The sequence below is a fragment of the Nonomuraea sp. NPDC049028 genome, assembly GCF_043197735.1.
In the GTDB taxonomy this organism is placed as follows: Bacteria; Actinomycetota; Actinomycetes; order Streptosporangiales; family Streptosporangiaceae; genus Nonomuraea.
Genome location: NZ_JBICTR010000002.1, coordinates 827,519 through 849,805 on the forward strand (window position 1 = coordinate 827,519; position 22,287 = coordinate 849,805).

The 22,287-nt window shown below is 69.5% G+C and carries 25 protein-coding genes; 18 read left to right on the forward strand and 7 right to left on the reverse strand.

Features of this window, described 5'->3' with window-relative positions:
- The first annotated feature begins 162 nt into the window (after window positions 1-162).
- From ACGFJ2_RS09915 to ACGFJ2_RS09930, 4 genes are read left to right on the forward strand one after another with little or no spacing between them, the layout of a single operon-like run.
- Window positions 163-714, forward strand: a complete 552-nt coding sequence (locus ACGFJ2_RS09915) for a MarR family winged helix-turn-helix transcriptional regulator (protein WP_393466648.1) — start codon at window positions 163-165, stop codon at window positions 712-714.
- Complete coding sequence (locus tag ACGFJ2_RS09920) at window positions 698-1,636, forward strand: tetratricopeptide repeat protein (RefSeq protein WP_357942723.1); 939 nt, start codon at window positions 698-700, stop codon at window positions 1,634-1,636. The genes ACGFJ2_RS09915 and ACGFJ2_RS09920 overlap by 17 nt, the downstream gene beginning before the upstream one ends.
- A 9-nt stretch (window positions 1,637-1,645) precedes the next feature.
- On the forward strand, window positions 1,646-2,275 hold the full coding sequence (locus tag ACGFJ2_RS09925; RefSeq protein WP_357942725.1) for a cytidylate kinase-like family protein: 630 nt from the start codon (window positions 1,646-1,648) through the stop codon (window positions 2,273-2,275).
- A 56-nt stretch (window positions 2,276-2,331) separates the two neighbouring features.
- Entirely contained in the window at window positions 2,332-3,741 is a 1,410-nt protein-coding gene (locus ACGFJ2_RS09930; protein ID WP_357942727.1) for an NAD-dependent malic enzyme, read from the forward strand.
- A gap of 253 nt (window positions 3,742-3,994) precedes the next feature.
- Here the strand turns inward: ACGFJ2_RS09930 and ACGFJ2_RS09935 are convergent, their stop codons facing one another.
- Window positions 3,995-5,395 (reverse strand): MFS transporter, encoded by a 1,401-nt coding sequence (locus ACGFJ2_RS09935; RefSeq protein ID WP_393466652.1) that lies wholly within the window; start codon window positions 5,393-5,395, stop codon window positions 3,995-3,997.
- Between the two features lie 66 nt (window positions 5,396-5,461).
- Between ACGFJ2_RS09935 and ACGFJ2_RS09940 the strand changes: the two genes are divergently transcribed.
- Window positions 5,462-6,073, forward strand: coding sequence for a TetR/AcrR family transcriptional regulator (locus ACGFJ2_RS09940; RefSeq protein WP_357942731.1), 612 nt, complete (start codon window positions 5,462-5,464; stop codon window positions 6,071-6,073).
- Window positions 6,074-6,190: 117 nt separating this feature from the next.
- Here the strand turns inward: ACGFJ2_RS09940 and ACGFJ2_RS09945 are convergent, their stop codons facing one another.
- The gene (locus tag ACGFJ2_RS09945) at window positions 6,191-6,715 is read right to left on the reverse strand and encodes a hypothetical protein (RefSeq protein WP_393466656.1); all 525 of its coding nucleotides are present in this window, start codon (window positions 6,713-6,715) and stop codon (window positions 6,191-6,193) included.
- Window positions 6,716-6,836: 121 nt separating this feature from the next.
- Between ACGFJ2_RS09945 and ACGFJ2_RS09950 the strand changes: the two genes are divergently transcribed.
- The gene (locus ACGFJ2_RS09950; protein WP_225290402.1) at window positions 6,837-7,415 is read left to right on the forward strand and encodes a YqgE/AlgH family protein; all 579 of its coding nucleotides are present in this window, start codon (window positions 6,837-6,839) and stop codon (window positions 7,413-7,415) included.
- 31 nt (window positions 7,416-7,446) lie between these two features.
- On the opposite strand, the gene ACGFJ2_RS09955 is transcribed toward ACGFJ2_RS09950, so the two are convergent.
- The gene (locus ACGFJ2_RS09955) at window positions 7,447-8,058 is read right to left on the reverse strand and encodes a TetR family transcriptional regulator (protein WP_358197190.1); all 612 of its coding nucleotides are present in this window, start codon (window positions 8,056-8,058) and stop codon (window positions 7,447-7,449) included.
- A 153-nt stretch (window positions 8,059-8,211) separates the two neighbouring features.
- Here ACGFJ2_RS09955 and ACGFJ2_RS09960 point away from each other — a divergent pair, with 153 nt between their 5' ends.
- The 6 genes from ACGFJ2_RS09960 to ACGFJ2_RS09985 all read left to right on the forward strand — a co-directional run bounded on the left by ACGFJ2_RS09960 (window position 8,212) and on the right by ACGFJ2_RS09985 (window position 16,122).
- Complete coding sequence (locus tag ACGFJ2_RS09960; protein WP_393466659.1) at window positions 8,212-9,822, forward strand: MFS transporter; 1,611 nt, start codon at window positions 8,212-8,214, stop codon at window positions 9,820-9,822.
- 119 nt (window positions 9,823-9,941) lie between these two features.
- Window positions 9,942-10,193 (forward strand): DUF3039 domain-containing protein, encoded by a 252-nt coding sequence (locus tag ACGFJ2_RS09965; RefSeq protein ID WP_357646610.1) that lies wholly within the window; start codon window positions 9,942-9,944, stop codon window positions 10,191-10,193.
- A 77-nt stretch (window positions 10,194-10,270) separates the two neighbouring features.
- Window positions 10,271-11,254 carry a zinc metalloprotease gene (locus ACGFJ2_RS09970; RefSeq protein ID WP_357942739.1) on the forward strand — a complete coding sequence of 328 codons (984 nt, stop codon included), beginning with the start codon at window positions 10,271-10,273 and terminating at the stop codon, window positions 11,252-11,254.
- Between the two features lie 75 nt (window positions 11,255-11,329).
- Window positions 11,330-12,856, forward strand: coding sequence for an MFS transporter (locus tag ACGFJ2_RS09975; protein WP_357942741.1), 1,527 nt, complete (start codon window positions 11,330-11,332; stop codon window positions 12,854-12,856).
- 718 nt (window positions 12,857-13,574) lie between these two features.
- Window positions 13,575-14,240, forward strand: coding sequence for a hypothetical protein (locus tag ACGFJ2_RS09980; protein ID WP_357942743.1), 666 nt, complete (start codon window positions 13,575-13,577; stop codon window positions 14,238-14,240).
- 133 nt (window positions 14,241-14,373) lie between these two features.
- Complete coding sequence (locus ACGFJ2_RS09985) at window positions 14,374-16,122, forward strand: DEAD/DEAH box helicase (RefSeq protein WP_357942745.1); 1,749 nt, start codon at window positions 14,374-14,376, stop codon at window positions 16,120-16,122.
- Here ACGFJ2_RS09985 and ACGFJ2_RS09990 read toward each other — a convergent pair.
- Window positions 16,119-16,250, reverse strand: coding sequence for a hypothetical protein (locus tag ACGFJ2_RS09990; protein WP_393466665.1), 132 nt, complete (start codon window positions 16,248-16,250; stop codon window positions 16,119-16,121). The two genes, ACGFJ2_RS09985 and ACGFJ2_RS09990, sit on opposite strands and share 4 nt — an antisense overlap.
- Window positions 16,251-16,519: 269 nt before the next feature.
- Between ACGFJ2_RS09990 and ACGFJ2_RS09995 the strand changes: the two genes are divergently transcribed.
- On the forward strand, window positions 16,520-16,897 hold the full coding sequence (locus ACGFJ2_RS09995; protein WP_357942749.1) for an anti-sigma factor antagonist: 378 nt from the start codon (window positions 16,520-16,522) through the stop codon (window positions 16,895-16,897).
- Here ACGFJ2_RS09995 and ACGFJ2_RS10000 read toward each other — a convergent pair.
- The 3 genes from ACGFJ2_RS10000 to ACGFJ2_RS10010 form a co-directional block, all read right to left on the reverse strand.
- Window positions 16,887-17,501, reverse strand: coding sequence for a hypothetical protein (locus tag ACGFJ2_RS10000; protein WP_393466668.1), 615 nt, complete (start codon window positions 17,499-17,501; stop codon window positions 16,887-16,889). The two genes, ACGFJ2_RS09995 and ACGFJ2_RS10000, sit on opposite strands and share 11 nt — an antisense overlap.
- A 208-nt stretch (window positions 17,502-17,709) precedes the next feature.
- Window positions 17,710-18,279, reverse strand: a complete 570-nt coding sequence (locus ACGFJ2_RS10005; protein ID WP_358197170.1) for a nicotinamidase — start codon at window positions 18,277-18,279, stop codon at window positions 17,710-17,712.
- Window positions 18,280-18,294: 15 nt separating this feature from the next.
- The gene (locus ACGFJ2_RS10010; protein ID WP_357942755.1) at window positions 18,295-19,578 is read right to left on the reverse strand and encodes a nicotinate phosphoribosyltransferase; all 1,284 of its coding nucleotides are present in this window, start codon (window positions 19,576-19,578) and stop codon (window positions 18,295-18,297) included.
- A gap of 64 nt (window positions 19,579-19,642) precedes the next feature.
- Here ACGFJ2_RS10010 and clpS point away from each other — a divergent pair, with 64 nt between their 5' ends.
- The 5 genes from clpS (at window position 19,643) to ACGFJ2_RS10035 (ending at window position 22,233) form a co-directional block, all read left to right on the forward strand.
- Window positions 19,643-19,918: an ATP-dependent Clp protease adapter ClpS gene (gene clpS, locus ACGFJ2_RS10015; protein WP_372454859.1), complete on the forward strand. Its 276-nt coding sequence runs from the start codon at window positions 19,643-19,645 to the stop codon at window positions 19,916-19,918.
- 10 nt (window positions 19,919-19,928) lie between these two features.
- A complete protein-coding gene (locus ACGFJ2_RS10020; RefSeq protein WP_393466672.1) occupies window positions 19,929-20,459 on the forward strand; it encodes a DUF2017 domain-containing protein in 531 nt (176 codons plus the stop codon).
- Window positions 20,460-20,469: 10 nt separating this feature from the next.
- Window positions 20,470-20,871 (forward strand): M67 family metallopeptidase, encoded by a 402-nt coding sequence (locus ACGFJ2_RS10025; protein WP_357942759.1) that lies wholly within the window; start codon window positions 20,470-20,472, stop codon window positions 20,869-20,871.
- A 140-nt stretch (window positions 20,872-21,011) separates the two neighbouring features.
- A complete protein-coding gene (locus tag ACGFJ2_RS10030; protein WP_225290416.1) occupies window positions 21,012-21,284 on the forward strand; it encodes a MoaD/ThiS family protein in 273 nt (90 codons plus the stop codon).
- A gap of 1 nt (window position 21,285) precedes the next feature.
- Window positions 21,286-22,233, forward strand: a complete 948-nt coding sequence (locus ACGFJ2_RS10035) for a PLP-dependent cysteine synthase family protein (protein WP_225290417.1) — start codon at window positions 21,286-21,288, stop codon at window positions 22,231-22,233.
- The last annotated feature ends 54 nt before the right edge of the window (window positions 22,234-22,287 follow it).

Below are 22,287 nucleotides of genomic sequence, written 5' to 3' on the forward strand. Positions count from 1 at the left end.
GGGCCGGTCCCCACGGCGAATGAACTTGGCTTCCGCGTCACCATCGATGCGAGAACCATAACGGAGCGTGATGATTGACGTCCGGATTCTTGGTCAAGCCGTGAGTCCGATCGCTCTCCGTAACCATACTAATCAGGACGAGCGGCGCGCTACGGTAGCGCTGTGTCGCAGCCCAAGCCGCTCAACCTGCCGTTCGATCCCATCGACCGCGCCGCGGAGACCTGGCGCGCTCACTTCGGGGCCTCCTCCGCCATGGCCGCCGTCACCTCGATCATGAGAGCCCACCAGATCCTGCTGTCGCAACTCGACTCGCTCCTCAAGCCGTACGGGCTGACCTTCGCCAGGTACGAGGCCCTGGTGCTGCTGACCTTCAGCAGGTCCGGAGCCCTTCCGCTGTGGAAGATCGGCGAGCGGCTCATGGTGCATCCGACGAGTGTGACCAACACCATCGACCGGCTGGAGAAGTCGGGATTCGTCTGCCGGATGCCCAATCCGCAGGACGGCCGCGGGGTGCTCGCCGAGATCACCGACGCCGGACGTGACGTCGTACAACGGGCCACGGCCGATCTGATGGCGGCGGACTTCGGTCTGACCATGTACGGCGAGGACGAGCTGCGGCAGCTCTTTGACCGGTTGCGCACGCTGAGGGTGGCGGCGGGTGACTTCTCCGCCGCGTCCATGCGGCAAGATGAGGAGCATGGCGGACTTCTCTAGGCCTGGGTCGCTCTACGGAGCCGTTGATCTGGGCGCGCGTAAGCAGGCACTCGAGGCACAGTCCCGGCGGGAGGCCGGGGGTCCCCAGGCGGCCGCGTCGGGTTCGATCATCGACGTGACCGAGGAGACGTTCACTACCGAGGTCATCGACCGCTCGATGAGCGTGCCGGTCGTCCTCGACCTGTGGTCGCCACGTGCTCCCGGTAGCGCCCAGCTCAGCCCGGTGCTGGAGAAAGTGGTCGGCGACATGGGCGGCCGGGCGATCCTGGCCAAGGTCAACGTCGACGGCAGCCCGCAGATCGCGCAGGCGCTGCGGGTGCAGGCGGTGCCGACCGTGCTGGCCATCTTCCAGGGGCAGGCCGTCACCGGCTTCCAGCAGGTGCTGCCCGAGCAGGAGGTGCGCCGCTGGCTCGACGAGCTGATGGGCGCCGTCGAGCAGTTCTACCAGGCCAACCCTGACGCCCGCCCGGCCGACGTGGGAGAGCAGCAGGACGAGCCCGCCGGCCCGCCCGCCGACCCCGACGTGCTGGCCGCCGAGGAGGCCGTCGACAAGGGCGACCTCGACGCCGCCGAGGCGGCCTACCAGCGGCTGCTGGCCCGCTCGCCGGCCAACGAGGACGCGAAGATGGGGCTGGCGGGGGTCGGCCTGATCAAGCGGACCGCCGACGTCGACCCGGCCGACGTGCAGCGTCGCCTGCAGGACCCGGCCGACATCGACGCCCAGCTGCTCGCCGCCGACCTGGAGATGCTGTCGGGCGCGATCGACGAGGCGTTCGACCGGATCATCGGCGTGGTCAAGCGCACCTCGGGCGACGACCGGGACAAGGCCAGGCGTCACCTGCTCGGCCTGTTCGACGCGCTACCCGCCGAAGACCCTTCTTTGGCCAAGGCACGTAGAGCTTTGTCCAGCGCGTTGTTCTAACCTGGTTATATGCGGGTCGTCACGATCTCGGCGACATATGGCACGGCCGGTAGCCACATAGGTCCGGCCGTGGCCGAACGCTTGGGCGTGCCCTTCGTCGATCGGGCCATCCCCAGCGCCGTCGCCGAGGAGCTCGGCTGCACGCTGGAGGAGGCGCTGGCCCACGACGACCGGGCCGAACACGGCCTCGGCCGGCTGCTCTCCGGCGCGATGCGGCTGCCGACGGTCACCTTCGGCGGCGTCGACATGTACGTCCCCGGCGCGATGCCGATCGCGCAGGAGGAGTTCGTCCGCCGTACCGAACGCCTGCTCGTGGACACGGCGCGGGACCGGGGCGGTGTCTTCCTGGGCAGGGCGGGCGCTCTCGTGCTGGCCGACCATCCCGGCGCGCTGCACGTCAGGCTCGACGCTCCGCTCAAACGCCGGGTACGGCAGACCGCCACGCTGGGCGAGCTCAGCGAGCGCGAGGCGCGCAAGATCGTCGAGGACAACGACCGCGCGCGCACGGCGTACGTGCGCCACTTCTATCGGGCGGACCCGTCGGATTCGTCCCTATATCACCTGGTTATCGATAGTACGAGTATTCCTGTAGCGACGTGCGTAGATTTGATCGCGACGGCGGCCGAGGCACTCGACTGACCGAACCCGCCCTACCATGGGATAACTTCTTGGTCAGTCCCGAAGGAGCAATTGACGTGGCGACCGTCCCTAGTGTCTCGTACTCGATCACCGTGCGGCTTGAGGTGCCCGCAGGCGGCAAGGCCGTCAGCCAGCTCACCCACGCCGTGGAGTCGGCGGGTGGTGTGGTCACCGCGCTCGACGTCACCAACGCGGGTCACGAGAAGCTGCGCATCGACGTCACCTGCGCGGCCAGGGACACCGACCACGCGCAGGAGATCGTCGACCAGCTCGAATCCGTCGACGGCGTGGTCATCCACAAGGTCTCCGACCGCACCTTCCTCATGCACCTCGGCGGCAAGATCGAGATGGTGTCGAAGGTCCCGCTGCGCAACCGCGACGAGCTGTCCATGGCCTACACCCCCGGTGTGGCGCGCGTGTCGATGGCCATCGCGCGCAACAAGGAGGACGCGCGGCGCCTGACCATCAAGCGCAACACGGTCGCCGTCGTCACCGACGGCTCCGCCGTGCTCGGCCTGGGCAACATCGGCCCGGAGGCGGCGCTGCCGGTCATGGAGGGCAAGGCGGCCCTGTTCAAACGCTTCGCGGGCATCGACGCCTGGCCGATCTGCCTCGACACGCAGGACGTCGACGAGATCGTCCGCACGGTCCAGGTCATCGCGCCCGGCTTCGGCGGCATCAACCTCGAGGACATCGGCGCGCCGCGCTGCTTCGAGGTCGAGCGGCGGCTGCGCGAACTGCTCGACATCCCGGTCTTCCACGACGACCAGCACGGCACCGCCATCTGCGTGCTGGCCGCGCTCACCAACGCGCTGCGCGTGGTGGGCAAGCCCATCGAGGGCGTCAAGATCGCCATGGCGGGCGCGGGCGCGGCGGGCAACGCGGTGCTGCGCCTGCTGCTCGCGGCGGGCGCGCGCAACGTCATCGTCTGCGACTACCTCGGCGCCGTGCACAAGGGTCGCGACGACCTCGACGAGTCGCTCCACTGGATCGCCGACCACACCAACGCCGAAGGCTACTCGGGCGACCTGCGCGGGGCGGTCAAGGGCGCCGACGTGTTCATCGGGGTGTCCGCGCCGGGCATCCTGACCGGCGACGACATCGCCACGATGGCCGACGGCGCGGTGGTGTTCGCCCTGGCCAACCCGGAGCCCGAGGTGTCGCCCGACGACGCCCGCGAGCACGCGGCCGTGGTGGCGACCGGCCGCTCCGACTATCCCAACCAGATCAACAACGTGCTGGCGTTCCCGGGCGTGTTCCGCGGCCTGCTCGACGCCCAGGCGACCGAGGTGAGCCAGGAGATGCTGCTGGCGGCGGCGCACGCGCTGGCGGCCGTGGTGTCTCCGGAGGAGCTCGGGCCCAACTACATCGTGCCCAGCGTGTTCCACCCGGACGTGGCGACGGCCGTGGCCGCCGCCGTCCGCGACTCGGCGGGTGGGCGTGCGCGGGGCTTCACAGAAGCCTGATTGCTTTTTAGAAGCAGACAATCGCCTTCTTTACGGCACAGCCGCTCCCACCGCCACCCGCCGACCGGGGTTGAGGGCCTCCAGGAAGACGGCCGCTGACCGGTGCGTGGCGGGGCGCCGTTACGGCGTCTTCTGAGCCGGTGGCGACTCTTCCGTGACCGGTGGGATGATGCGGTAGTCCGCCCGGAGGACGAGGTTGTGGCGCCGGCCGTGGGTGGTGACCGGTCCCCGGCGCCCGCCTCGTCGGAGATGTTCAGCGGCCGGCTGGCTGCGTTCCTGTGCGATCTTCCCTTCTGAGCGCGGTGTGGGCTGCCATGGCCAGGACCAGGGCCGCGTTGATCAGGACCGCGGTCGTCACTCCTCGCAGGATCGTGCCCATGGCGGCCGTCGCTATCGCGCTCATGATCGGGATGCCCATCGTGATGCCGATCTGCTGCGTCATGGTGGCCAGTCCCGTCGCCAGGCCCTGTTCGGAGGCGGGCAGGCCCGAGGTGGCGGTCACCATGAAGGCGACGATCGCCAGCATGTTGCCGACACCGCCGACGAAGGTGGCCACCAGGAGCAGCCAGATCCAGCCTGCCTCCGGGCCGAGCAGGGCCAACGCCGCCGTCGCCGCGGCCTGCACCGCGAAGCCGGTCGCCAGTGTCCTGCGGTTGCCGAGGCGGGACAGCACGCGCGGGGCCGCGAGTCCGCCGAGAACCGTGCCGAGCCCGAGCACGCCGAACGCCATCCCCGTGGCCAGGGGCGAGTAGCCGAGGACCTTCTGCAGGTAGAGGGTCATGAGGAAGACCAGTGAGGTCTCCGTGGCGAACGCGACCAACCCCGCGAGGTTGCCCCACTTCACGCTGGCCCTGGCCAGGATCGTCACCGGCACCAGCGGTGCCTGCGCCCGCCGTTCGACGAACCAGAACGTGACCAGCAGCCCCGCCCCCGTCAGCAGCCCGCCGATCCCGGCCGGGTCGGCGAAGCCGTGTTCGCCCGCGCGGGTGAGTCCGTACACCAGGGCCAGCAGGCCCGTGGTCACTGTCACCGCGCCCGGAAGGTCCATCTTGGGCCGGTCCGCGGGGCGGCTCTCGGCGGGCAGGGCCGGGGCGGCGGCCAGGACGGCGAGCGCGACCGGGACGTTCACGAAGAACGCCCACCGCCAGCTCAGCAGGTCCGTCAGCAGCCCGCCCAGGATCGCTCCGGAGGTGAATCCGGCTGACATGAGTGCCCCGTTCAGTCCCAGCGCGCGCGCCCGCAGCGGCCCCTCGGGGAACGAGGTGGTCAGCAGCGCCAGAGCGGCCGGGGTGACGGCGGCGGTGGCCAGCCCCTGGGCCACCCTGGCGACCAGGAGCATGCCGTGCGAGCCGGCCAGCCCGCCGGCCAGCGAGGAGAGCCCGAGCAGCGCCATCCCGCCCAGGAACAACCGGCGTCGCCCGAACAGGTCCGCGATCCGGCCGAACAGCAACGTGAACCCGGCCGCCGCGAGCGCGAACGCGGTAGCCACCCACTGCAGGTCGGCCAGCTCGAACCCGAGTCCGGCGCCGATCACCGGCAGGGCGACGTTCAGGATGGAGAAGTCGACGGCGAGCATGAACTGGGAGCCGAGCAACAGCACCAGGACCAGCCGCTGCCGCCCCGTCATACGGACGGCTTGCAAGGCCACGGACATGTCATCCCCCTAATGGGTCTCTAGTTCCGTTAAGATGAGATGACGCTAGCACGCTAAGGAGCCTTAATGGAACAGGATTCCCGTTTGGCTGGAACGGTGCGCCCCGGTGGCCGCACGGCCCGGGTTCGGGCGGCGGTTCTGGAAGCCACCCAGGACGAGTTGGTGCTCCACGGCTTCCACGGCCTCAGCATGGACGCGGTGGCCGCCCGGGCGGGCGTCGGGAAGACCACGGTCTACCGCCGCTGGGCCGGTACGGCGGGCTTGGTGGCCGACCTCATGACCGAGCTGGCCGACCAGTCCGCCGCGCACGCGGACACCGGCACGATCGAGGAGGACCTGCGCGCCAACGCCCTGAGCGTCCTGGCCGCCATCACGGACGAACGCCTGGGCGCCACGCTGCAGGCCGTCATCGCGGCGGCCACCTGCGACAAGGAGGCGGCGGCCGCCCTGAGCACCTTCTACGAGCGCCGGATCGCGGAGTGGGGCAAATCAATCGACCTGGCGATCGGGCGCGGCGAGCTCCCGGAGGGCACCGACGGCCACGAGGTCATCCGGGCGATCTCGGCCCCCCTCTACTACCGCCTGCTGGTCACCAAGGAGCCGGTGGACAAGGCGACGGCCGAGCGGTCGGCGACGCGCGCTCTCGTGGCGGCCCGCAATGGGGCCTTCATCGGGTGACGGCCTTGCCCGTCGCGTTGCCGCACGGGATCAGGCGTGAGATCAGGGCGTACGGGCTCGGACCGTACGGGACCAGGCCATGCGCGATCGGGTCGTTCGGGCTCGGGTCGTGTGGGATCAGAAGGACCCGCGTGGCCAGACGGAGCTGTACCACCAGAAGACCGCGCCGGTGAGGAGCAGTCCACCCGCCGTGGCCAGTTTGGCGAGCAGGTCGGTCGGCGGGCCGGTGCGGGGGAGGTGGCGGCTCGTATGGGGGAGGTGGCGACTCTGGCGTCGGGAGCAGCTGTTGCGTACCCGCGTCGAGTCGATCAGCGTGTCGGGCTGGTCGGCGGTGACCGAGAACGCCTCGATCTCCATGCTGTGGCCCCGGCGGACATGGACGTTCCGGGTCACCGACTTGCGGGCGGGGATGGATCCGGTGGCGAGGCTGGTCGAGCCGGCCTTGAGGTCGAAGCGGGCCGGCTCGCGAGTCTGGTTGCGCAACGTGACCAGCGTCCGCCCGCTCCCGCAGTCGGTCCACCCGGCGGACATCGTGAACGGGTCACCGGGATGGGATCCCGCCCAGGCCCCCATGGTCGCGGGGAGGAGCAGCCACGCGCCGAGTGGCAGGAGGGCGAGCGTGCGACGGTTCGCGATGGGCATTAGCTCCTCCCGAGCCCCACAGGATGGCGATCTTGATACCTATGGTGCCCATATGACTACAGAAAGTAACATCCAGGTGGTGGGGGAGCGAGATGTGGGGTTGACCCTTCATGATGGAGGTATGGCGGAAGCGATCTACGTCGGCGGTTTACTGGTGGCGACGCCGCTTCTCGACGACCCCAACTTCCGTCGTAGCGTCGTGCTGATCCTCGAACACGACCTCGACGGCGGCACTCTCGGCGTAGTGCTGAACAGGCCGAGCGACATCTCGGTGACGCAGGTGCTGCCGGTGTGGGACCCGCTGGTGACCGGGCCACCTGTGCTGTTCGAGGGCGGTCCGGTGCAGACCGACAGCGCGCTGGCGCTGGCCGCGGTGCCGAGCGGCGAGGAGCCGCTGGGCTGGCGCAGGCTGCACGCGGGCACACCCGCCGTCTCCCGCCTGGGCACCGTCGACCTGGACGCGCCGCCGGAGATCCTGCAGGGCGAGATCGCGCAGATGCGAATCTTCGCCGGTTATGCCGGCTGGACGTCCGGGCAACTGGCGAGCGAGATCGCCGAAGGGGCTTGGTACGTCGTCGACTCGGAGGTGGGCGACACCTTCCACACCGACCCCGGCTCCCTGTGGCGCAACGTCCTCCGGCGTCAGCCGGGCGAACTGGCCTTCGTGGCAACCTGCCCGGACGACCCGACACTGAACTAGCGGTGTCCGCGAGCGACGATCCGGCGCCGAGCTAGACGTCCCAGCCGGGGCGGAAGGCGTTCTGGGCGAGTTCGAGAGTCTCCTCCATGCGGTCCACGATGATCCGTACGTCCGTCAAGTCGGCCTGCGGGCACTCGAACCCGACCCGGAGGATCGACATCGCGAACGCGACGATAAGGTGCGAACGCTGATCGGTCGTAACGTCGACGCCCCTGCGGGCGGCGATCTCGACGGCCAGGCGCCGCTCCGTCTCCGCGCCTCTGGCGACAGACAGGCCGACCAGGCGCGGATTCTCCTCAAGAAGCCGCCGCAACTTCAGGAATCTCGCCGTGTCCTCGGGTGTTGAGTCGTCCATGTCGTGCGCGACCGCGCGCACCGCGTGGATCATCGAGGTGAACGGGGGCTCATCGGCCGGGCGGGTCCGCAGGGTCTCCTGCATGATCTCCTCGCCCTGGTCGTGGTACCAGAGCACGAGATGGTCCTTGCTGGTGAAGTAGCGGAAGAACGTCCGCGGGGAGATCTCGACCGACCCCGCTATCTGGTCCACGGTGGTCGAGTCGTACCCTTGTTCGAGGAACAGGTCGAGCGCGGCGTCGAGGATCGCCAGGCGCGTCTTCTCCTTCTTGCGTTCCCTTAGACCCACTTGCGTCACTCCCTAGAAACCTTCCTGTCATAGTGTGCCATAAGTCATAGTCCGACAAATAAAACTCGTTTGTCATCTGTCATGGACTGCCATAGATTACCTGAGGCTTAAGTGACTTATGCCCCGTTATGGGGCGGCATTGAGGGGGACTTCATGGCTCACGCGAGGACGGTCGACGCGCCGTCGTCGCCCGGCCCCAGGGAGACGGGGACCGGGGGCGGCAACCCATGGCTGGTGCTTCTGGCGGTCTGCCTGGGCGTCATCATGGTGATGCTCGACGGCACAGTGGTCGGCATCGCCAACCCGTCCATCCAGCACGATCTGGGCGCTTCGCTGTCCGATCTGCAGTGGGTGACCAGCGGTTACCTGCTGGCGCTGGCGGTGTTCCTGATCACGGCGGGCAAGCTCGGGGACCTGTTCGGACACAAGCGTGTCTTCCTGATCGGCGTTGCGGGGTTCGCGCTCTCCTCGATCGGCATCGGCCTCAGCCAGCAGCTGTCGGACATCATTCCTGGCCTGTCGCCGGTCGGCGCGCTGATCGCGCTGCGCGTGCTGCAGGGCCTGTTCGGCGCCCTGCTTCAGCCTGCCGCCCTTGCCCTGCTGCGTGGTGCCTTCCCCGGTGAGAAGCTGAACGCGGCCATGGGCGCCTGGGGCGCCATCATCGGCCTGTCCAGCGCGGCCGGCCCGATCGTGGGCGGCGTCCTGGTCGAGAACGTCAGCTGGCAGTCCGTCTTCTTCATCAACGCGCCGGTCGGGATCATCGCCCTGATCATGGGCATCTTCCTCATCAAGGAGAACCGCGTCCCGTCGCTGGCCAGGATCGACTGGCTCGGCGTGGTGCTGCTGTCGGGCGCGATGTTCGCGCTCGTCTGGACGATCATCAAGGCCCCCGAGTGGGGCTGGGGCGACAGCACGACGCTCGCCTTCATCGCCGGCTTCGTGGTGCTCATCGCCGCCTTCATCTTCTGGCAGAGCAAGGCCAAGGAGCCGCTGGTCCCGTTGTCGCTGTTCAAGAACCCGTCCATCTCCATCGGTACCGTGCTGATGATGATGGTGGCGTTCGCGATGTTCGGCGCGATGTTCTTCCTCGGCTTCTTCTTCCAGGGCGTTCACGGTCTGAGCCCGCTGGACGCGGGCCTGCGCATGCTGCCGATGAGCGCCGGCATGATCGTGGCCTCGCCGCTGGCCGGCATGATGATCGGCAGGGTCGGCCCGAAGATCACGATGGCCACCGGCCTGCTGATCACCGCGGCCGCGATGTTCCTCATGTCGCAGCTGAGCATCGACGCCTCGTTCATCGAGAGCGGCATCCCGTTCGTACTGCTGGCGTTCGGCCTCTCGCCGGTCTTCGTCGGCGCCACCGAGATCATCGTGGGCAACGCCCCGATCCAGCTCAGCGGTGTCGCGGGCGGTCTGCAGCAGTCGGCCATGCAGGTCGGCGGCGCGCTCGGCACCGCGATCCTGGGCGCCGTCATGGCCTCCGAGATCTCCAGCAAGCTGCCCGGCTACCTCGGCCAGACGGCCAAGGGGCTCCCGGCGGACCAGCTGTCGCTGCTGGAGAAGGCCGCCGCGTTCGGCGGGCTCCCGGCCGGCACCCCGCAGCAGCTCCAGCAACTGGTGGGCGGGGCCGTGCACAACGCGTTCATGGACGGCATGCACCTGGCCTTCCTGGTCAGCACCTGCATCGCGGTCCTCACCGCGGTCCTGGCGCTGTTCGTCAAGAGCGGCCGCAAGACCGAGGGCGCGCCGGTGCACATGGGCTGACCCTTCTTTTCATCTGTACGGCCCTCGCCTGGTGGCGGGGGCCGTACGCGTGTCCAAGGGGTGGGCTGAACGATCTCGACCGGGAAGACGCGCTCGGAGGCGGGCATAGACTCGGTGGCGTGAGCACGAAGATCCTCCCTGAGCAGGAGACCACCCCGCGGACGTCGCATGGCGACGGCGATCATGAGCGGTTCGCGCACTACGCGGACAAGCACAAGATCACCGAGAGCATGGTAACCGGCACGCCGATCCGGGCCCTGTGCGGCAAGGTCTGGGTGCCCAGCCGCGACCCCAAGAAATATCCGGTGTGCCCCGAGTGCAAGGAGATCTACGAGGGGCTGCCGTCGGGCGGCGACGACGACAACGAGTGAGTGTTGATCACGTGTGATCACCCACGGTAGAGCTACGGTCTGCATACGGACCTACTCATACCGTAACGGGGGATTGCATGGCCCGGCGCGCGACCGCCGTCTCGTTGGCATGCCTGCTCGCGGCCGGGCTCACACCGCCGCTCCGTCCCGCCTCGGGGGCCCCGGCCGCACCTGACTGCGCCGCCGCGGACTCGCCGCGCGAGGTGGGTCTGCGCGCTGCCCACGATGGCGCCGTGGCCCGCGACGGTGGGTTGCCCAGGCCGGGTGGGGGGCTGGGGGACGATCCGCGGTCCTTGGGGCCGCGGCAGCCCAGGCCACGGGACGTGGAGCAGGTGCTGGACGAGCTCGCCCAGCGGCTCGCCGGAGTGACGGTCCCGGACGAGGTGATCGTTCCTACCTGGGTGCACGTACTCACCGACGGCGCCAGGCGGGCCTCCAACGCGGACGTCAGGGCGCAGATCGACGCGCTCAACTCCGCCTACAGCGGCGCGCTGGGCGGCGCCGCCACCGGGGTGCGCTTCCGCCTCGACGGCATCTCGGTCAAGGAGGACGCCTCCTGGTTCATCGACCCGATCGGCAACGAGCGCGCCATGAAGTCCGCCCTGCGCCGCGGCGGCCCCGAGACCCTGAACCTCTATATCGGCCAGCTGGGCGACCTCGTCCTCGGCTTCTCCACCTACCCCTACTGGTACAAGGACAGCCCCACCCTCGACGGCGTCGTCATCGACTGGCGCAGCCTGCCCGGCGGCGCGCTGGTCAACTACAACCGCGGCTACACCGGCGTACACGAGATCGGCCACTGGCTCGGCCTCTTCCACACCTTCGAGAACGGCTGCGCGTACCCGGGCGACGGCATCGCCGACACCCCACCCGAGGCCAGGCCCACGGAGGGCTGCCCCGACTCCAAGGAGACCTGCGCGGAGCGGGGTCTGGACCCCATCCACAACTACATGGACTACGCGCATGACCGGTGCATGTGGGAGTTCACGGCTGAGCAGGCGAAACGCATGCACCAGATGTGGGCCGTCTACCGGGGTCGGGGCTCGCTGCCCGCCCTCTGACGGGGCGTCGCGATGACATGGGCGTCGCGCTGATGGCGCGTCGTCCTGAAATAGCGGCACAACTAGGATGTTTGGGTGACAGCACCGAAGGCACTCGACACTCCGTACGATCAACCTCGCATCTTCGGTTCGGCCTATCGGACGGCCACCATCGGCATCCTGCTGGTGATCACGCTGATCGCCTTCGAGGGCATGTCGGTGGGCGTCGTCATGCCGGTCATCTCCCAGCAACTCGACGCGCTCGACCTCTACGGCCTGAGCTTCTCGGCCTTCCTCATCGCCAGCCTGTTCGCGAACGTGGTGTCCGGGCTCTGGTCGGACCGGCGGGGGTACACGATCCCGTTCCTGGTCGGGGTGGTGCTGTTCGTGGTCGGGATGGGGCTGGCGGGGGCGGCGTCGACCAAGGTGTTGTTCCTGGCCGCGCGGGCCGTGCAGGGGCTGGGCGCGGGATGCACGATCGTCGCCGTGTACGTGATGATCGCCCGGGTGTATCCGGCCGACGTGCGGCCGAAGGTGTTCGCGGGGCTGTCGGCGGCGTGGGTGGTGCCCGCCATGGTCGGACCGGCCGTGGCCGGGTTCGTGGCGGACACGTGGGGGTGGCGGTGGGTGTTCTTCGGGATCATCCCGCTCGTGGTGCCTGCCCTGGTCATGCTGGTCCCCGCCCTGAACAAGCCCGCCCACGAGCCGGACGCGTCCCACGCCTCCGGGGACGCGGGCTCGGCCGACTTGCCCGGCTCGTCGGTGCCGTCCGGGTCGTCCGGGTCGTCCAGGTCATCGGGCTCGCTCGGCTCATCCGATTCGTCTGGCTCGTCTGGCGCGGGTGGTGGGTCGGTGGAGGGGGCGCGTTCCAGGCCGTTGGCGATGACCGTGGCCGCCACCGCCTCAGCAGGTGGGGCGGGCGTGTTGCTGTACGGCGTGGACAAGCTTCATGTCTCGCCGGTGCCGAGCGCCGTCGCGGTCCTGGTGGGGCTGATCTGCCTCGGGTACGGCCTGGCCAAGCTGCTGCCGCCGGGCGCTCTGCGCTTCAGCCGGGGGCTGCCGACCACGATCATGATGCGGGGCCTGTTCTCGGCGGCCTTCTTCGGCGTGAACTCCTTCATTCCCCTCGCCCTCCAGCAGGTCAAGTCGTTCGGCCCCACGGCGGCGGGCATCGCGCTCACGACCGGGGCCCTCGGCTGGTCGACCGGGTCCTACCTGCAGAGCAGGCGCTCGGTCGAGCCGCACAGGCGGATCAGGATGGGAGCCGCCTGCGTCATGACGGGGGTACTGCTCGGGCTGCTGTCGGTCCTGCCCGGGGTCACCGGCTGGGTCGCGGTGCCGGCGTGGATCGTGGCGGGGTTCGGCATGGGCATAGGAATGACCACGGTCAGCGTCACGGCGCTCAAGCAGTCGCCGGTCAACGAGCAGGGGGCCAACTCCGCCGCGCTCTCGGTGACGGACATGCTGGGGTCCGCGCTGGCGGTGGGGCTCGGCGGCGCGCTGATCAACGTCATCGGGCACAGCCCGGGGATGATCGCGCGGGGCTTCGTGGTCATCTGCTGTCTGATGTCGGCCATATCCCTCGCGGCGACCCTTCTCGCCTCTCGCACTCGTTCCGACTGACCCGGTTCAAGGGTGATTCTTGTCCCTCCTGTCACAGCGATCACGGAACGCCGGACCCGCGCGGGCAGGAGTGATAGGACAGCGGGCAGGAGGTGTCATGGAGGACGATCGCCGCGTTTGGCCGCCGAGCTCGGGAGCCAGGCACCGCCGTACACCTCCCGCACCTCCACCCGACGACCCCGAGCCCCAGCAGTCGTCCGAGCCCCAGTCCCAGCAGTCGTCTGACCCCCAGTCCCAGCAGTCGTCTGACCCCGAGCCTCAGCGGTCATCTGGCACGGCGTCTCAGCGGCGCGAGGAGGCGCCGAGTCCGGGGCGCAGGGGCGGGGATCCGTACCCGCGGGTCGGGCGGCGGGAGCCCGTACGCGATGGCGGGTCCTCGCGGCGGGGCGCCCCGCGCGATGACGAGGCCGCGCGGAACCCTCTACGCGAGGACGGGACGGCGCGGGACCCTCTACGCGATGGCCGGGCCGCGCGGGATCCCCTGCGCGAGGGCCAGGCTTCACGGCGGGACCCCCTGGACGATGACGGTTCCTCACGGCGGGGCCCCGAGCGCGATGGCGGGGCCGCGCGGCGCGGTCCCTTGACCGGGGGGCTCGGGTGGGTGCGGCGGGGGTCTGCAAGCGACGATGACGAGGTCGGTGGGGGGTATTCGTGGCACGGGAGGGGCGATCCCGAGGGCGAGGAGGGGGACGAGCCGGAGGATCTCTGGAATCCGCAATTGCGGCGCACCGCCGGGCGAGGGCTCGAGCGGGACGACGGCGATCCGCAGGTGCCCTGGGAGTCCCTGCCCCCGTCCGCCCGCCACTACGGGGTGCCCGCCGATCCCGGCCTGTCAGGGCGGGTACGGGGGCGCCGGTGGCGGCGGCCTGCCGGGGCGGTGCTCACACTGCTCCTGGCCACCGGGCTGATCGCGGCGCTGGTCATGGTCGTACTGCGGCTGGTCGCCCCAACGCCCGCGACGGCGAGCCTGAGCGACTCTCGGGCGGGGGTGACGATCACGCTGCCGGCGGGGTGGCAGGAGGCCGGGGTGCCGCCTGTGACCGGATTCACTTCGGCCGCCAGGAGCGGAGGCGCGCTCGTCATGGCCAGGCCGGTCCCCGATCCCACGGCCGACGTGACGAAGGCCACAAAGGACGCGGCGGAGCTGTACTCCAGGCTGCTGCTCAAAGGCGACAAGGTCGACATCGTGGAGGACAAAGTTCTCCCGCAAGGGCACACGCGTGCGCTACGAGCGCAATACCAGGATGTGGCGAACACACCCGCCTACCTACGTGTCACACTCCTCACCCGGGACGGCAAGGCAGTGCTGCTCGTTGGCCTGCTCCAACCCGAAGAAACCACCCGAAGGCAGGCGCTCGACGCGGTGATGTCGAGCGTGCGATAAGCCCCGTACGCCCCTTAGCACGCAAGGATGAGCTTGGCCAGGATCCCCGGTGCACGGCACGTCTTGTCGGTGGGCCCGATTACTCTTGGGTCACTGTGAGACAGCGAAGCACACGAACCCCAGAGGTGATGCGGTGAGCACCTTCGCCGCATCCCACCTTTCGCCTTCCTACCCCGACCGCGCCGCATGGGGCACCGCCCCCAAGTTGCGTGCCTGGCAGCAGGAGGCGTTCGACCTGTATTTCAGGCGCGAGCCGCGTGACTTCCTCACCGTGGCGACGCCGGGCGCGGGCAAGACGACCTACGCCCTGCGCATCGCCAGCGAGCTGCTCGCCAATGGGGTGATCCGGGCGATCACCATCGTCACTCCCACCGAGCACCTCAAGCGCCAGTGGGCCGACGCCGCCAGCAAGGTCGGCATCGGCATCGACCCCGAGTTCAAGAACAGCCAGGGCGCCACCTCCCGCGACTACACCGGCGTGGCCGTGACCTACGCGCAGGTCGCCATGCACCCCGCCCTCCACAGGGCGCGCACGGAGGCCCGCAAGACGCTCATCATCTTCGACGAGATCCACCACGCGGGCGACGCCAAGTCGTGGGGCGATGGCATCCGTGAGGCGTTCGAGCCGGCCACCCGCAGGCTCCAGCTGACCGGCACGCCCTTCAGGTCCGACGACAACCCGATCCCGTTCGTCGGCTACGAGGAGGACACCGAGGGCCTCAAGCGCAGCGTCTCCGACTTCTCCTACGGCTACGGCCCGGCCCTCGACGACGGCGTCGTCCGGCCGGTCATCTTCCTGGCCTACTCCGGGGAGATGAAGTGGCGCACCCGCGCGGGCGACGAGCTCGCCGCCACGCTGGGCACGCCGCTCACCAAGGACCAGCTCTCCCAGGCCTGGCGCGCCGCGCTCGACCCCAAGGGCGACTGGATCCGCCAGGTCATGGAGGCCGCCGACCGGCGGCTGACGGAGGTGCGGCGCGGTGTCCCCGACGCCGGTGGCCTGGTCATCGCGACCGACCACGAGGCGGCCCGCGCCTACGCCCGGCACCTGCGCAACATCTCCGGCGAGGGCGCCACCGTCGTGCTCTCCGACGATCCGGGGGCGTCGAACAAGATCAAGCAGTTCGCCGCGTCCAATGATCGCTGGCTGGTGGCGGTCCGGATGGTGTCCGAAGGCGTCGACATCCCGCGGCTGTGCGTGGGCGTCTACGCCACTTCGACCTCCACGCCGCTGTTCTTCGCCCAGGCGGTCGGGCGTTTCGTGCGGGCCCGCAAGCGCGGTGAGATGGCCTCGGTGTTCCTGCCCTCGGTGCCGACCCTCATGGGCCTGGCCAACGAGATGGAGCTGGAGCGCGACCACGTGCTCAACCGCCGTCCGCCGGAGGACGGGCTGGACGACAGCCTGCTCGAACAGGCCAACAGGAAGAAGGACAATCCAGACGTCCTTGGTGACGAGCTGCCGTTCGAGATGATGGAGACCTCGGCGACGTTCGACCGGGTGCTCTACGACGGCGGCGAGTTCGGCACCGGGGCGGAGGTCGGTTCGGCGGAGGAGGAGGACTTCCTCGGCCTGCCCGGCCTGCTGGAGCCCGACCAGGTGGCCACGCTGCTGCGCAAGCGGCAGTCGGACCAGCAGGCGGCCAAGGCCAAGAAGGCCGAGAGCGCACCGCCCGCGCTGGCGCCGCACGAGCAGATCGCCGAGCTCCGGCGGGAGCTCAACGGCCTCGTGGGCGCCTGGAACCACCGCACCGGCCAACCCCACGGTGTCATCCACTCGGACCTGCGCCGGGCGTGCGGCGGGCCGCCCATCGCCCAGGCCACGGCCGCCGAGATCCAGGAGCGGATCGCCAAGATCCGCCAGTGGGCCACCCAGCGGCGCTAGCGCAGCCGCCCGGCGAGGGGGTTCCCTCCTCGCCGGGTGACCAGGCCGACGTGGTCGTCCACAGGCACGTCCTGGACCAGGCCGACGTGATTGCCCATGTCCTGGACCAGACAGACGTGATCGTTCATGTCCTGGACCAGGCGGGCGGAGATGAACCCGTCTCGCCGGGTGACCCCAAGCCGGGCGTGATAGGGATCTTCGCGATCCGGTGGCCATGGGCCCCGAATGGTGTCACGGTTAGGACACGGCAGCGAAGAGCCTGTTCATGGCCGTGCCGGGCGCCGATCCAGAGGTGAGTAACACAGTTGGTCACATCGCGGTGGCCTTTCGGCGGACGCCCAGCCGCATCGGCTACGACCCACGATGGCTGCCTTGGATGAACAGAAGGATTTCTTCCATGTCAGCTGGGGCCACGGGTAAATCGACGTTCGTCGTCACTTCCGGCCTCTCGGGAAACGCCATCGTCACCCGGCTGAACGGCGATCTCGACGCCTCCGCGGTGCCCGTCTTCCGGGAGCACATGGAGCGCGTCTGGGCGCACCCGGCGATGCCCGTCCTGATCATGGACCTGCGGGAGATCACCTTCTGCGACTCCCTGGGGATGAACGAGCTGGTCGAAGTGCTGCAGCGGTGCGAGGCCAGGGGGACCCGGTTGCTGCTGGGCGGGGTTCAAGGGGTCATGGGGCGGGTGCTGTTCATCACAGGGCTGCGGCACGCGTTCGAGGTCTACGCCGATCTGGACGAGGCGCTGCGGCAGGGCTCCGTCATCTCATAGGACGTCGTCTGTCGGTCGCTGCTGGGGTTCCAGGATGTTCAGCTGAGGTGCCGGGACGTTCCGCGGTCCCGGCTGAGGTGCCAGGACGGTCGTCGGTTGCGGCTGGGATGCGGTGGCCGGTGCGGCCGTCGACCGGGCTGAGCCGCGCGGGGGCCGGCGGGTCGAGCGGCACTCGCAGCGAGGCAGCGCCCCCGACAACGTGTACGGGCACCGTACGCGCCTCCTTGCCCTCGCCGACCGTCGGCCCTTCGCGGATCCAGACGCGCAGCCCGCGTCCCTTGGGGCGGAGCGTGACCTGCGCCGTCGCGCACTCGTCGGGCGCGGCGGGCCAGGACAGCGTGAGATCGTCGCGCGCGCCGCTCAGCCGGGCCGTCTGCGGCATCGGCGTACGCGCCGCGCACGCCATCGAGAACACGCTCGGCGGCGCCTCATGGGCGACGACCGCGGCTTCCCGCTCCTCGGCGGTCATCGCGACCGTGGCCGCCTCCAGCAGTGCCAGCGTCACCACGGCCCCGACCCTGGCTCCGTTGCGTCCGCGGACGAGCACCCAGAGGCTGAGCGGGGCGAGCAGCAGCCAGGCGAGGCCGAGGGAAAAGGTGAGCATGGGGAACCTCACACCAGAAAGAAGTCATATCGCTCTCCGTGGCGGGGTGGGCGCGGAGAGCGTTCGCCTTCTGGATATCACATGACCGCAGCGTCGCGCATCGCGTACTCTTCGTGGCTGACGCTCCACGCGGCCTGCGATGGGCGGCACACGAACGGCGCGCGAGAGAAAGTCGCCGCGCGAAAGAAAGTCGGCGTGCGAAAGAAAGTCAGCCCACGGACGGTGTGCCCTGCAGGACGGCGCCCGCGGCCCTCAGTTCCGCCAGCGCGCGGTCCGTGGTCTCCCGTGCCACCCCGGCCGTGAGGTCGAGCAGCACGCGTACGGCCAGGCCGTGCTGGACCGCGTGGAGGGCCGTGGCGCGGACGCAGTGGTCCGTGGCGATCCCCACCACGTCCACCTCGCTCACCCCGTGCTCGTCCAGCCAGGCGGCCAGCGACACGTCGTCACCGGAGGCGCCCTCGAACCCGCTGTACGCGGCGGCGTGGGCGCCCTTGGAGAAGACCTCCTCCACCGCCGAGACGTCGAACGCCGGGTGGAAGTCCGCCCCCGGCGTGCCCGCGACGCAGTGCGCGGGCCAGGTCGTCACGTAGTCGGGGGTGTCGGAGAAGTGGCCGCCCGGGTCGACGTGGTAGTCGCGGGTGGCCACCACGTGGTCGTAGCCGTGGTCGTCCACGTAGCGGGTGATCGCGGCGGCCACCTCGGAACCGCCCGCCACGGGCAGACTCCCGCCCTCGCAGAAGTCGTTCTGCACATCCACGATGATCAGCGCGGTCCCCATACGAAGCACCATACGTCAGGCGAACTCCGTGGCGATCGCCGCATACCCCCTGCCAAGGTGCAGCGCCTCCTGGGGCAGGTGTGCGATCGTCTCGGCGTGTCGCTCGCGGGCCGCGGTCAACGGCTCCCTGCCGATGACCTCGCCGTCTCGTACGAGCTGGTGCAGCAGCCGCACGCCGCCCTCCGGCGCCGGTCCCGACGTGGTGATCAGCTCGGTGTCGGCGTGCCCGCTCTCGTCGAACAGGCGGTAGGACTCCTTGCGCCCCCCGCGTGACGGCTTGCCGACCGACCGCTTGGCGACCGGCTCCATGACGCCCGCCGCGGTCTCGCGCGCCACCAGCTTGTACACCAGCGCGGCGGTGGGCACACCCGAGCCCGTCACCAGCGAGGTGCCCACGCCGTAGCCGTCGACGGGGGCGGCGGCCAGGGCGGCGATGGCGTACTCGTCCAGGTCGGAGGTGACCACGATGCGCGTGTTGAAGGCGCCGAGCGCGTCGAGCTGCTCGCGTACCTCCTGCGCGGCCGCCGCCAGGTCGCCCGAGTCGATCCGCACCGCGCCCAGCTTGGCGCCGGCCAGCTCGATCGCCGTGCGGACCGCGTCGGCCACCTCGTAGGTGTCGACCAGCAGCGTGGTCTCCGGGCCGAGGGTGGCGATCTGGGCCTCGAACGCGTCCCGCTCGGAGTCGTGTAGCAGCGTGAACGCGTGCGCCGCCGTACCGGCCGTCGGTACGCCGTAGACCCGCCCGGCCATCAGATTGGAGGTGGAGGCGAACCCGGCGATGTAGGCGGCGCGGGCGGCGGCCACGGCGGCCCACTCGTGCGTACGGCGCGAGCCCATCTCGATGATCGGGCGCTTGCCCGCCGCGTTCGTCATCCGGGAGGCGGCGGAGGCGATGGCGCAGTCATGATTGAGGATGGAAAGGGTCAAAGTCTCCAGGAGTACGGCCTCCGCGAACGTTCCTTCCACCACCATGATCGGGGAGGCGGGGAAGTAGACGTCGCCCTCGCGGTAACCATAGACGTCTCCGGAGAACCGGTAGCCGGCGAGGAAATCGAGGGTCGCCTCGTCGACCACCTCGTTCTCCCGCAGATAGGTCAGCTCTTCGTCACCGAAACGGAAGTTCTCCAGCTCGTCCAGGACACGTCCCGTCCCGGCGACAACCCCGTAGCGCCGTCCGCCCGGTAGATGCCGGGCGAACACCTCGAAAACCGCCCGCCGGTGGGCGGCGCCGCTCCGCAGTGCCGCCTGAAGCATCGTCAGTTCATAGTGATCTGTGAGCAACGCAGTGCTCATGGTCATTGCCACGACTCGAAGACTACGGCCGGGGTAGGGCAGGATGGGGGATGTGGGTAGCACTGCTCCAATGGCCGTCGAGCGTCCGTCAACGGACGTCCGGCCCGACCTGCCATGGGTGACGATCGTCTGGAACGACCCGGTCAACCTCATGTCCTACGTGACGTACGTCTTCCAGACGGTGTTCGGCTACTCCAAGGAGAAGGCCGAAAAACTCATGATGGACGTGCACAAGAAAGGCAAAGCCGTCGTGTCCAGCGGCACCCGGGAGGAGATGGAGCGCGACGTGCAGATCCTCCACTCCTACGGGCTGTGGGCGACGGTTCAGCCGGATTCGGTCAAGTGAGGCGGCACACGTGAACTCGGGGTTCTCGACGCGGGACGGCGGCGGCGTCATCGCGGAGTTCGAGGCGGCGGAGGTGTCGATCCTGCGCTCGCTGGTCACCCAGGTGCTCGGCCTGGTGGCGCCGGGCGAGACGGGCGACGACCCGCTGGAGCGGGCGCTCGGGATCGGCGTCGGGGCCGGGGCGGCGCCGTCCGATCCGGTGCTCGCCCGCCTGTTCCCCTCGGCCTACCAGGATGAGAAGGAGGCGGCGGAGTTCCGCCGCTACACCGAGGCGACGCTGCGCGACGGCAAGCGCGCCGACGCGCAGACCATGCTCGACAGCGCCCGGCCGGGCCGCAGCGAGCTGACGCCCGAGCAGGCCCAGGCGTGGCTGCGTTCGCTCAACGACGTACGGCTGGCCCTCGGCACCAAGCTCGAGGTGACCGAGGAGATCCACGACGAGATCGCCACGATGTCCGAGGACGACCCTCGTTACCCGGCCTACGTCACCTACGACTGGCTGACCTACCTGCAGGACACCCTGGTCCGGGCCCTCTGGTAATTTCCCCGACATGCTGACCATCTCGCAGGAACTCGTGGACAAGATCATTGCCCACGCGCGGGCCGACCACCCGGACGAGGCGTGCGGCGTGATCGCGGGACGGGGCGGGGTGCCCGAGCGGTTCGTCCCGATGGAGAACGCCGAGCGCTCGCCCACCTTCTACCGCTTCGACTCGCTGGAGCAGCTGCGCGTCTGGCGCGAGATGGACGACCGCGACGAGGAGCCCGTCGTGATCTACCACTCCCACACGGCGACCGAGGCCTACCCCTCGCGCACCGACGTGACCTACGCCTCAGAGCCGGACGCCCACTACGTTCTGGTCTCGACCAGGGACGAGAACGAGACGGAGTTTCGCTCGTACCGGATCCTCGATGGGGCGATAACAGAGGAAGAGGTAAGGTTCGTACCATGATGGTCCGGCCGGTGCAGAGCTACCTCTTCGCGCATACCCCGGCTGTCGTCGTCTACGACTGTCGCTGATCAGGAATCCGTGTTCAGCCGTCGGCGTTGCTGCCGATGGGACGACGACCTGACCCGAGGAGACTGACCGCGATGGCCATCGAGGTTCGCATTCCGACCATTCTTCGTACGTACACCGCCGGCGCCAAAGCCGTCGACGCCGAGGGCGCCACCCTCGACGAGCTGATCAGCAACCTTGAGTCCCTGCACCCCGGGATCAAGGACCGCCTGGTCGACCAGGGCAACCTGCGCCGCTTCGTCAACGTCTACCTCAACGACGAGGACGTGCGCTTCCTCGGCGGCCTCGGCACGCCCGTGTCCGACGGCGACACGGTGACCGTGCTGCCCGCCGTCGCCGGCGGGTGACATGCGCTTCGAATCGTTGATCGACTCGGTCGGTCGCACGCCGCTCGTCGGCCTTCCCCGGCTCTCGCCGTCGGCCGAGGTACGCCTCTGGGCCAAGCTCGAAGACCGCAACCCGACCGGGTCGATCAAGGATCGGCCCGCGCTCTGGATGGTCGAGCAGGCCGAGAAGGACGGGCTGCTCACACCCGGCTGCACGATCCTGGAGCCCACCAGCGGCAACACCGGCATCTCCCTGGCGATGTCGGCCAAGCTCAAGGGCTACAAGCTGATCTGCGTCATGCCGGAGAACACCTCCGAGGAGCGCCGCCAGCTGCTGCGCATGTGGGGGGCGGAGATCATCTCGTCCGCAGCGGCGGGGGGCTCCAACGAGGCTGTACGGGTGGCCAAGGAGCTCGCGGCCGAGCACCCGGACTGGGTGATGCTCTACCAGTACGGCAATCCGGCCAACTGGCGCTCCCACTACGAGTCGACCGGGCCCGAGATCCTTGAAGACCTGCCCACCGTGACCCACTTCGTCGCCGGGCTCGGCACGACGGGGACTCTCATGGGGGTGGGGCGCTTCCTGCGCGAGCGCGTGCCCGGCGTGCGGATCGTGGCCGCCGAGCCGCGTTACGGCGAGCTGGTCTATGGGCTGCGGAACGTGGACGAAGGGTTCATCCCGGAGCTCTACGACGAGTCCGTGCTCACCACGCGGTTCTCGGTGGGCTCGGCCGACGCGCTGCGCCGTACCCGCGAACTGCTCGCCGCGGAGGGGATCTTCGCCGGGGTGTCCACGGGGGCGGCGCTGCACGCCGCTCTGGGCGTGGCCGCCAAGGCGGTGAAGGCGGGGGAGAGCGCCGACGTCGTCTTCGTGGTCGCCGACGGAGGCTGGAAGTACCTGTCCACGGGCGCCTACGAAGGCACCCTGGACGAGGCCGAGCACCGCCTCGAAGGCCAGCTCTGGGCATGACAGTGACCGCATGACAGTGGCCGCCCCCCAGGTAGGGGGCGGCCACTCGTGTTC

Bases quoted from the DNA above. Each gene is read 5' to 3' on its own strand.
- ACGFJ2_RS09970 (WP_357942739.1), top strand. From the start codon at position 10,271: ATGGCCCGGCGCGCGACCGCCGTCTCGTTGGCATGCCTGCTCGCGGCC.
- ACGFJ2_RS10010 (WP_357942755.1), bottom strand. From the start codon at position 19,578: ATGACCATGAGCACTGCGTTGCTCACAGATCACTATGAACTGACGATG.
- ACGFJ2_RS09950 (WP_225290402.1), top strand. From the start codon at position 6,837: ATGGCGGAAGCGATCTACGTCGGCGGTTTACTGGTGGCGACGCCGCTT.
- ACGFJ2_RS10035 (WP_225290417.1), top strand. From the start codon at position 21,286: ATGCGCTTCGAATCGTTGATCGACTCGGTCGGTCGCACGCCGCTCGTC.
- clpS (WP_372454859.1), top strand. From the start codon at position 19,643: ATGGCCGTCGAGCGTCCGTCAACGGACGTCCGGCCCGACCTGCCATGG.
- ACGFJ2_RS09995 (WP_357942749.1), top strand. From the start codon at position 16,520: ATGTCAGCTGGGGCCACGGGTAAATCGACGTTCGTCGTCACTTCCGGC.
- ACGFJ2_RS09940 (WP_357942731.1), top strand. From the start codon at position 5,462: ATGGAACAGGATTCCCGTTTGGCTGGAACGGTGCGCCCCGGTGGCCGC.
- ACGFJ2_RS09925 (WP_357942725.1), top strand. From the start codon at position 1,646: ATGCGGGTCGTCACGATCTCGGCGACATATGGCACGGCCGGTAGCCAC.
- ACGFJ2_RS10030 (WP_225290416.1), top strand. From the start codon at position 21,012: ATGGCCATCGAGGTTCGCATTCCGACCATTCTTCGTACGTACACCGCC.
- ACGFJ2_RS10005 (WP_358197170.1), bottom strand. From the start codon at position 18,279: ATGGGGACCGCGCTGATCATCGTGGATGTGCAGAACGACTTCTGCGAG.
- ACGFJ2_RS09935 (WP_393466652.1), bottom strand. From the start codon at position 5,395: ATGTCCGTGGCCTTGCAAGCCGTCCGTATGACGGGGCGGCAGCGGCTG.
- ACGFJ2_RS09945 (WP_393466656.1), bottom strand. From the start codon at position 6,715: ATGCCCATCGCGAACCGTCGCACGCTCGCCCTCCTGCCACTCGGCGCG.
- ACGFJ2_RS09990 (WP_393466665.1), bottom strand. From the start codon at position 16,250: ATGAACGATCACGTCTGTCTGGTCCAGGACATGGGCAATCACGTCGGC.
- ACGFJ2_RS09960 (WP_393466659.1), top strand. From the start codon at position 8,212: ATGGCTCACGCGAGGACGGTCGACGCGCCGTCGTCGCCCGGCCCCAGG.
- ACGFJ2_RS09920 (WP_357942723.1), top strand. From the start codon at position 698: ATGGCGGACTTCTCTAGGCCTGGGTCGCTCTACGGAGCCGTTGATCTG.
- ACGFJ2_RS10025 (WP_357942759.1), top strand. From the start codon at position 20,470: ATGCTGACCATCTCGCAGGAACTCGTGGACAAGATCATTGCCCACGCG.
- ACGFJ2_RS10000 (WP_393466668.1), bottom strand. From the start codon at position 17,501: ATGCTCACCTTTTCCCTCGGCCTCGCCTGGCTGCTGCTCGCCCCGCTC.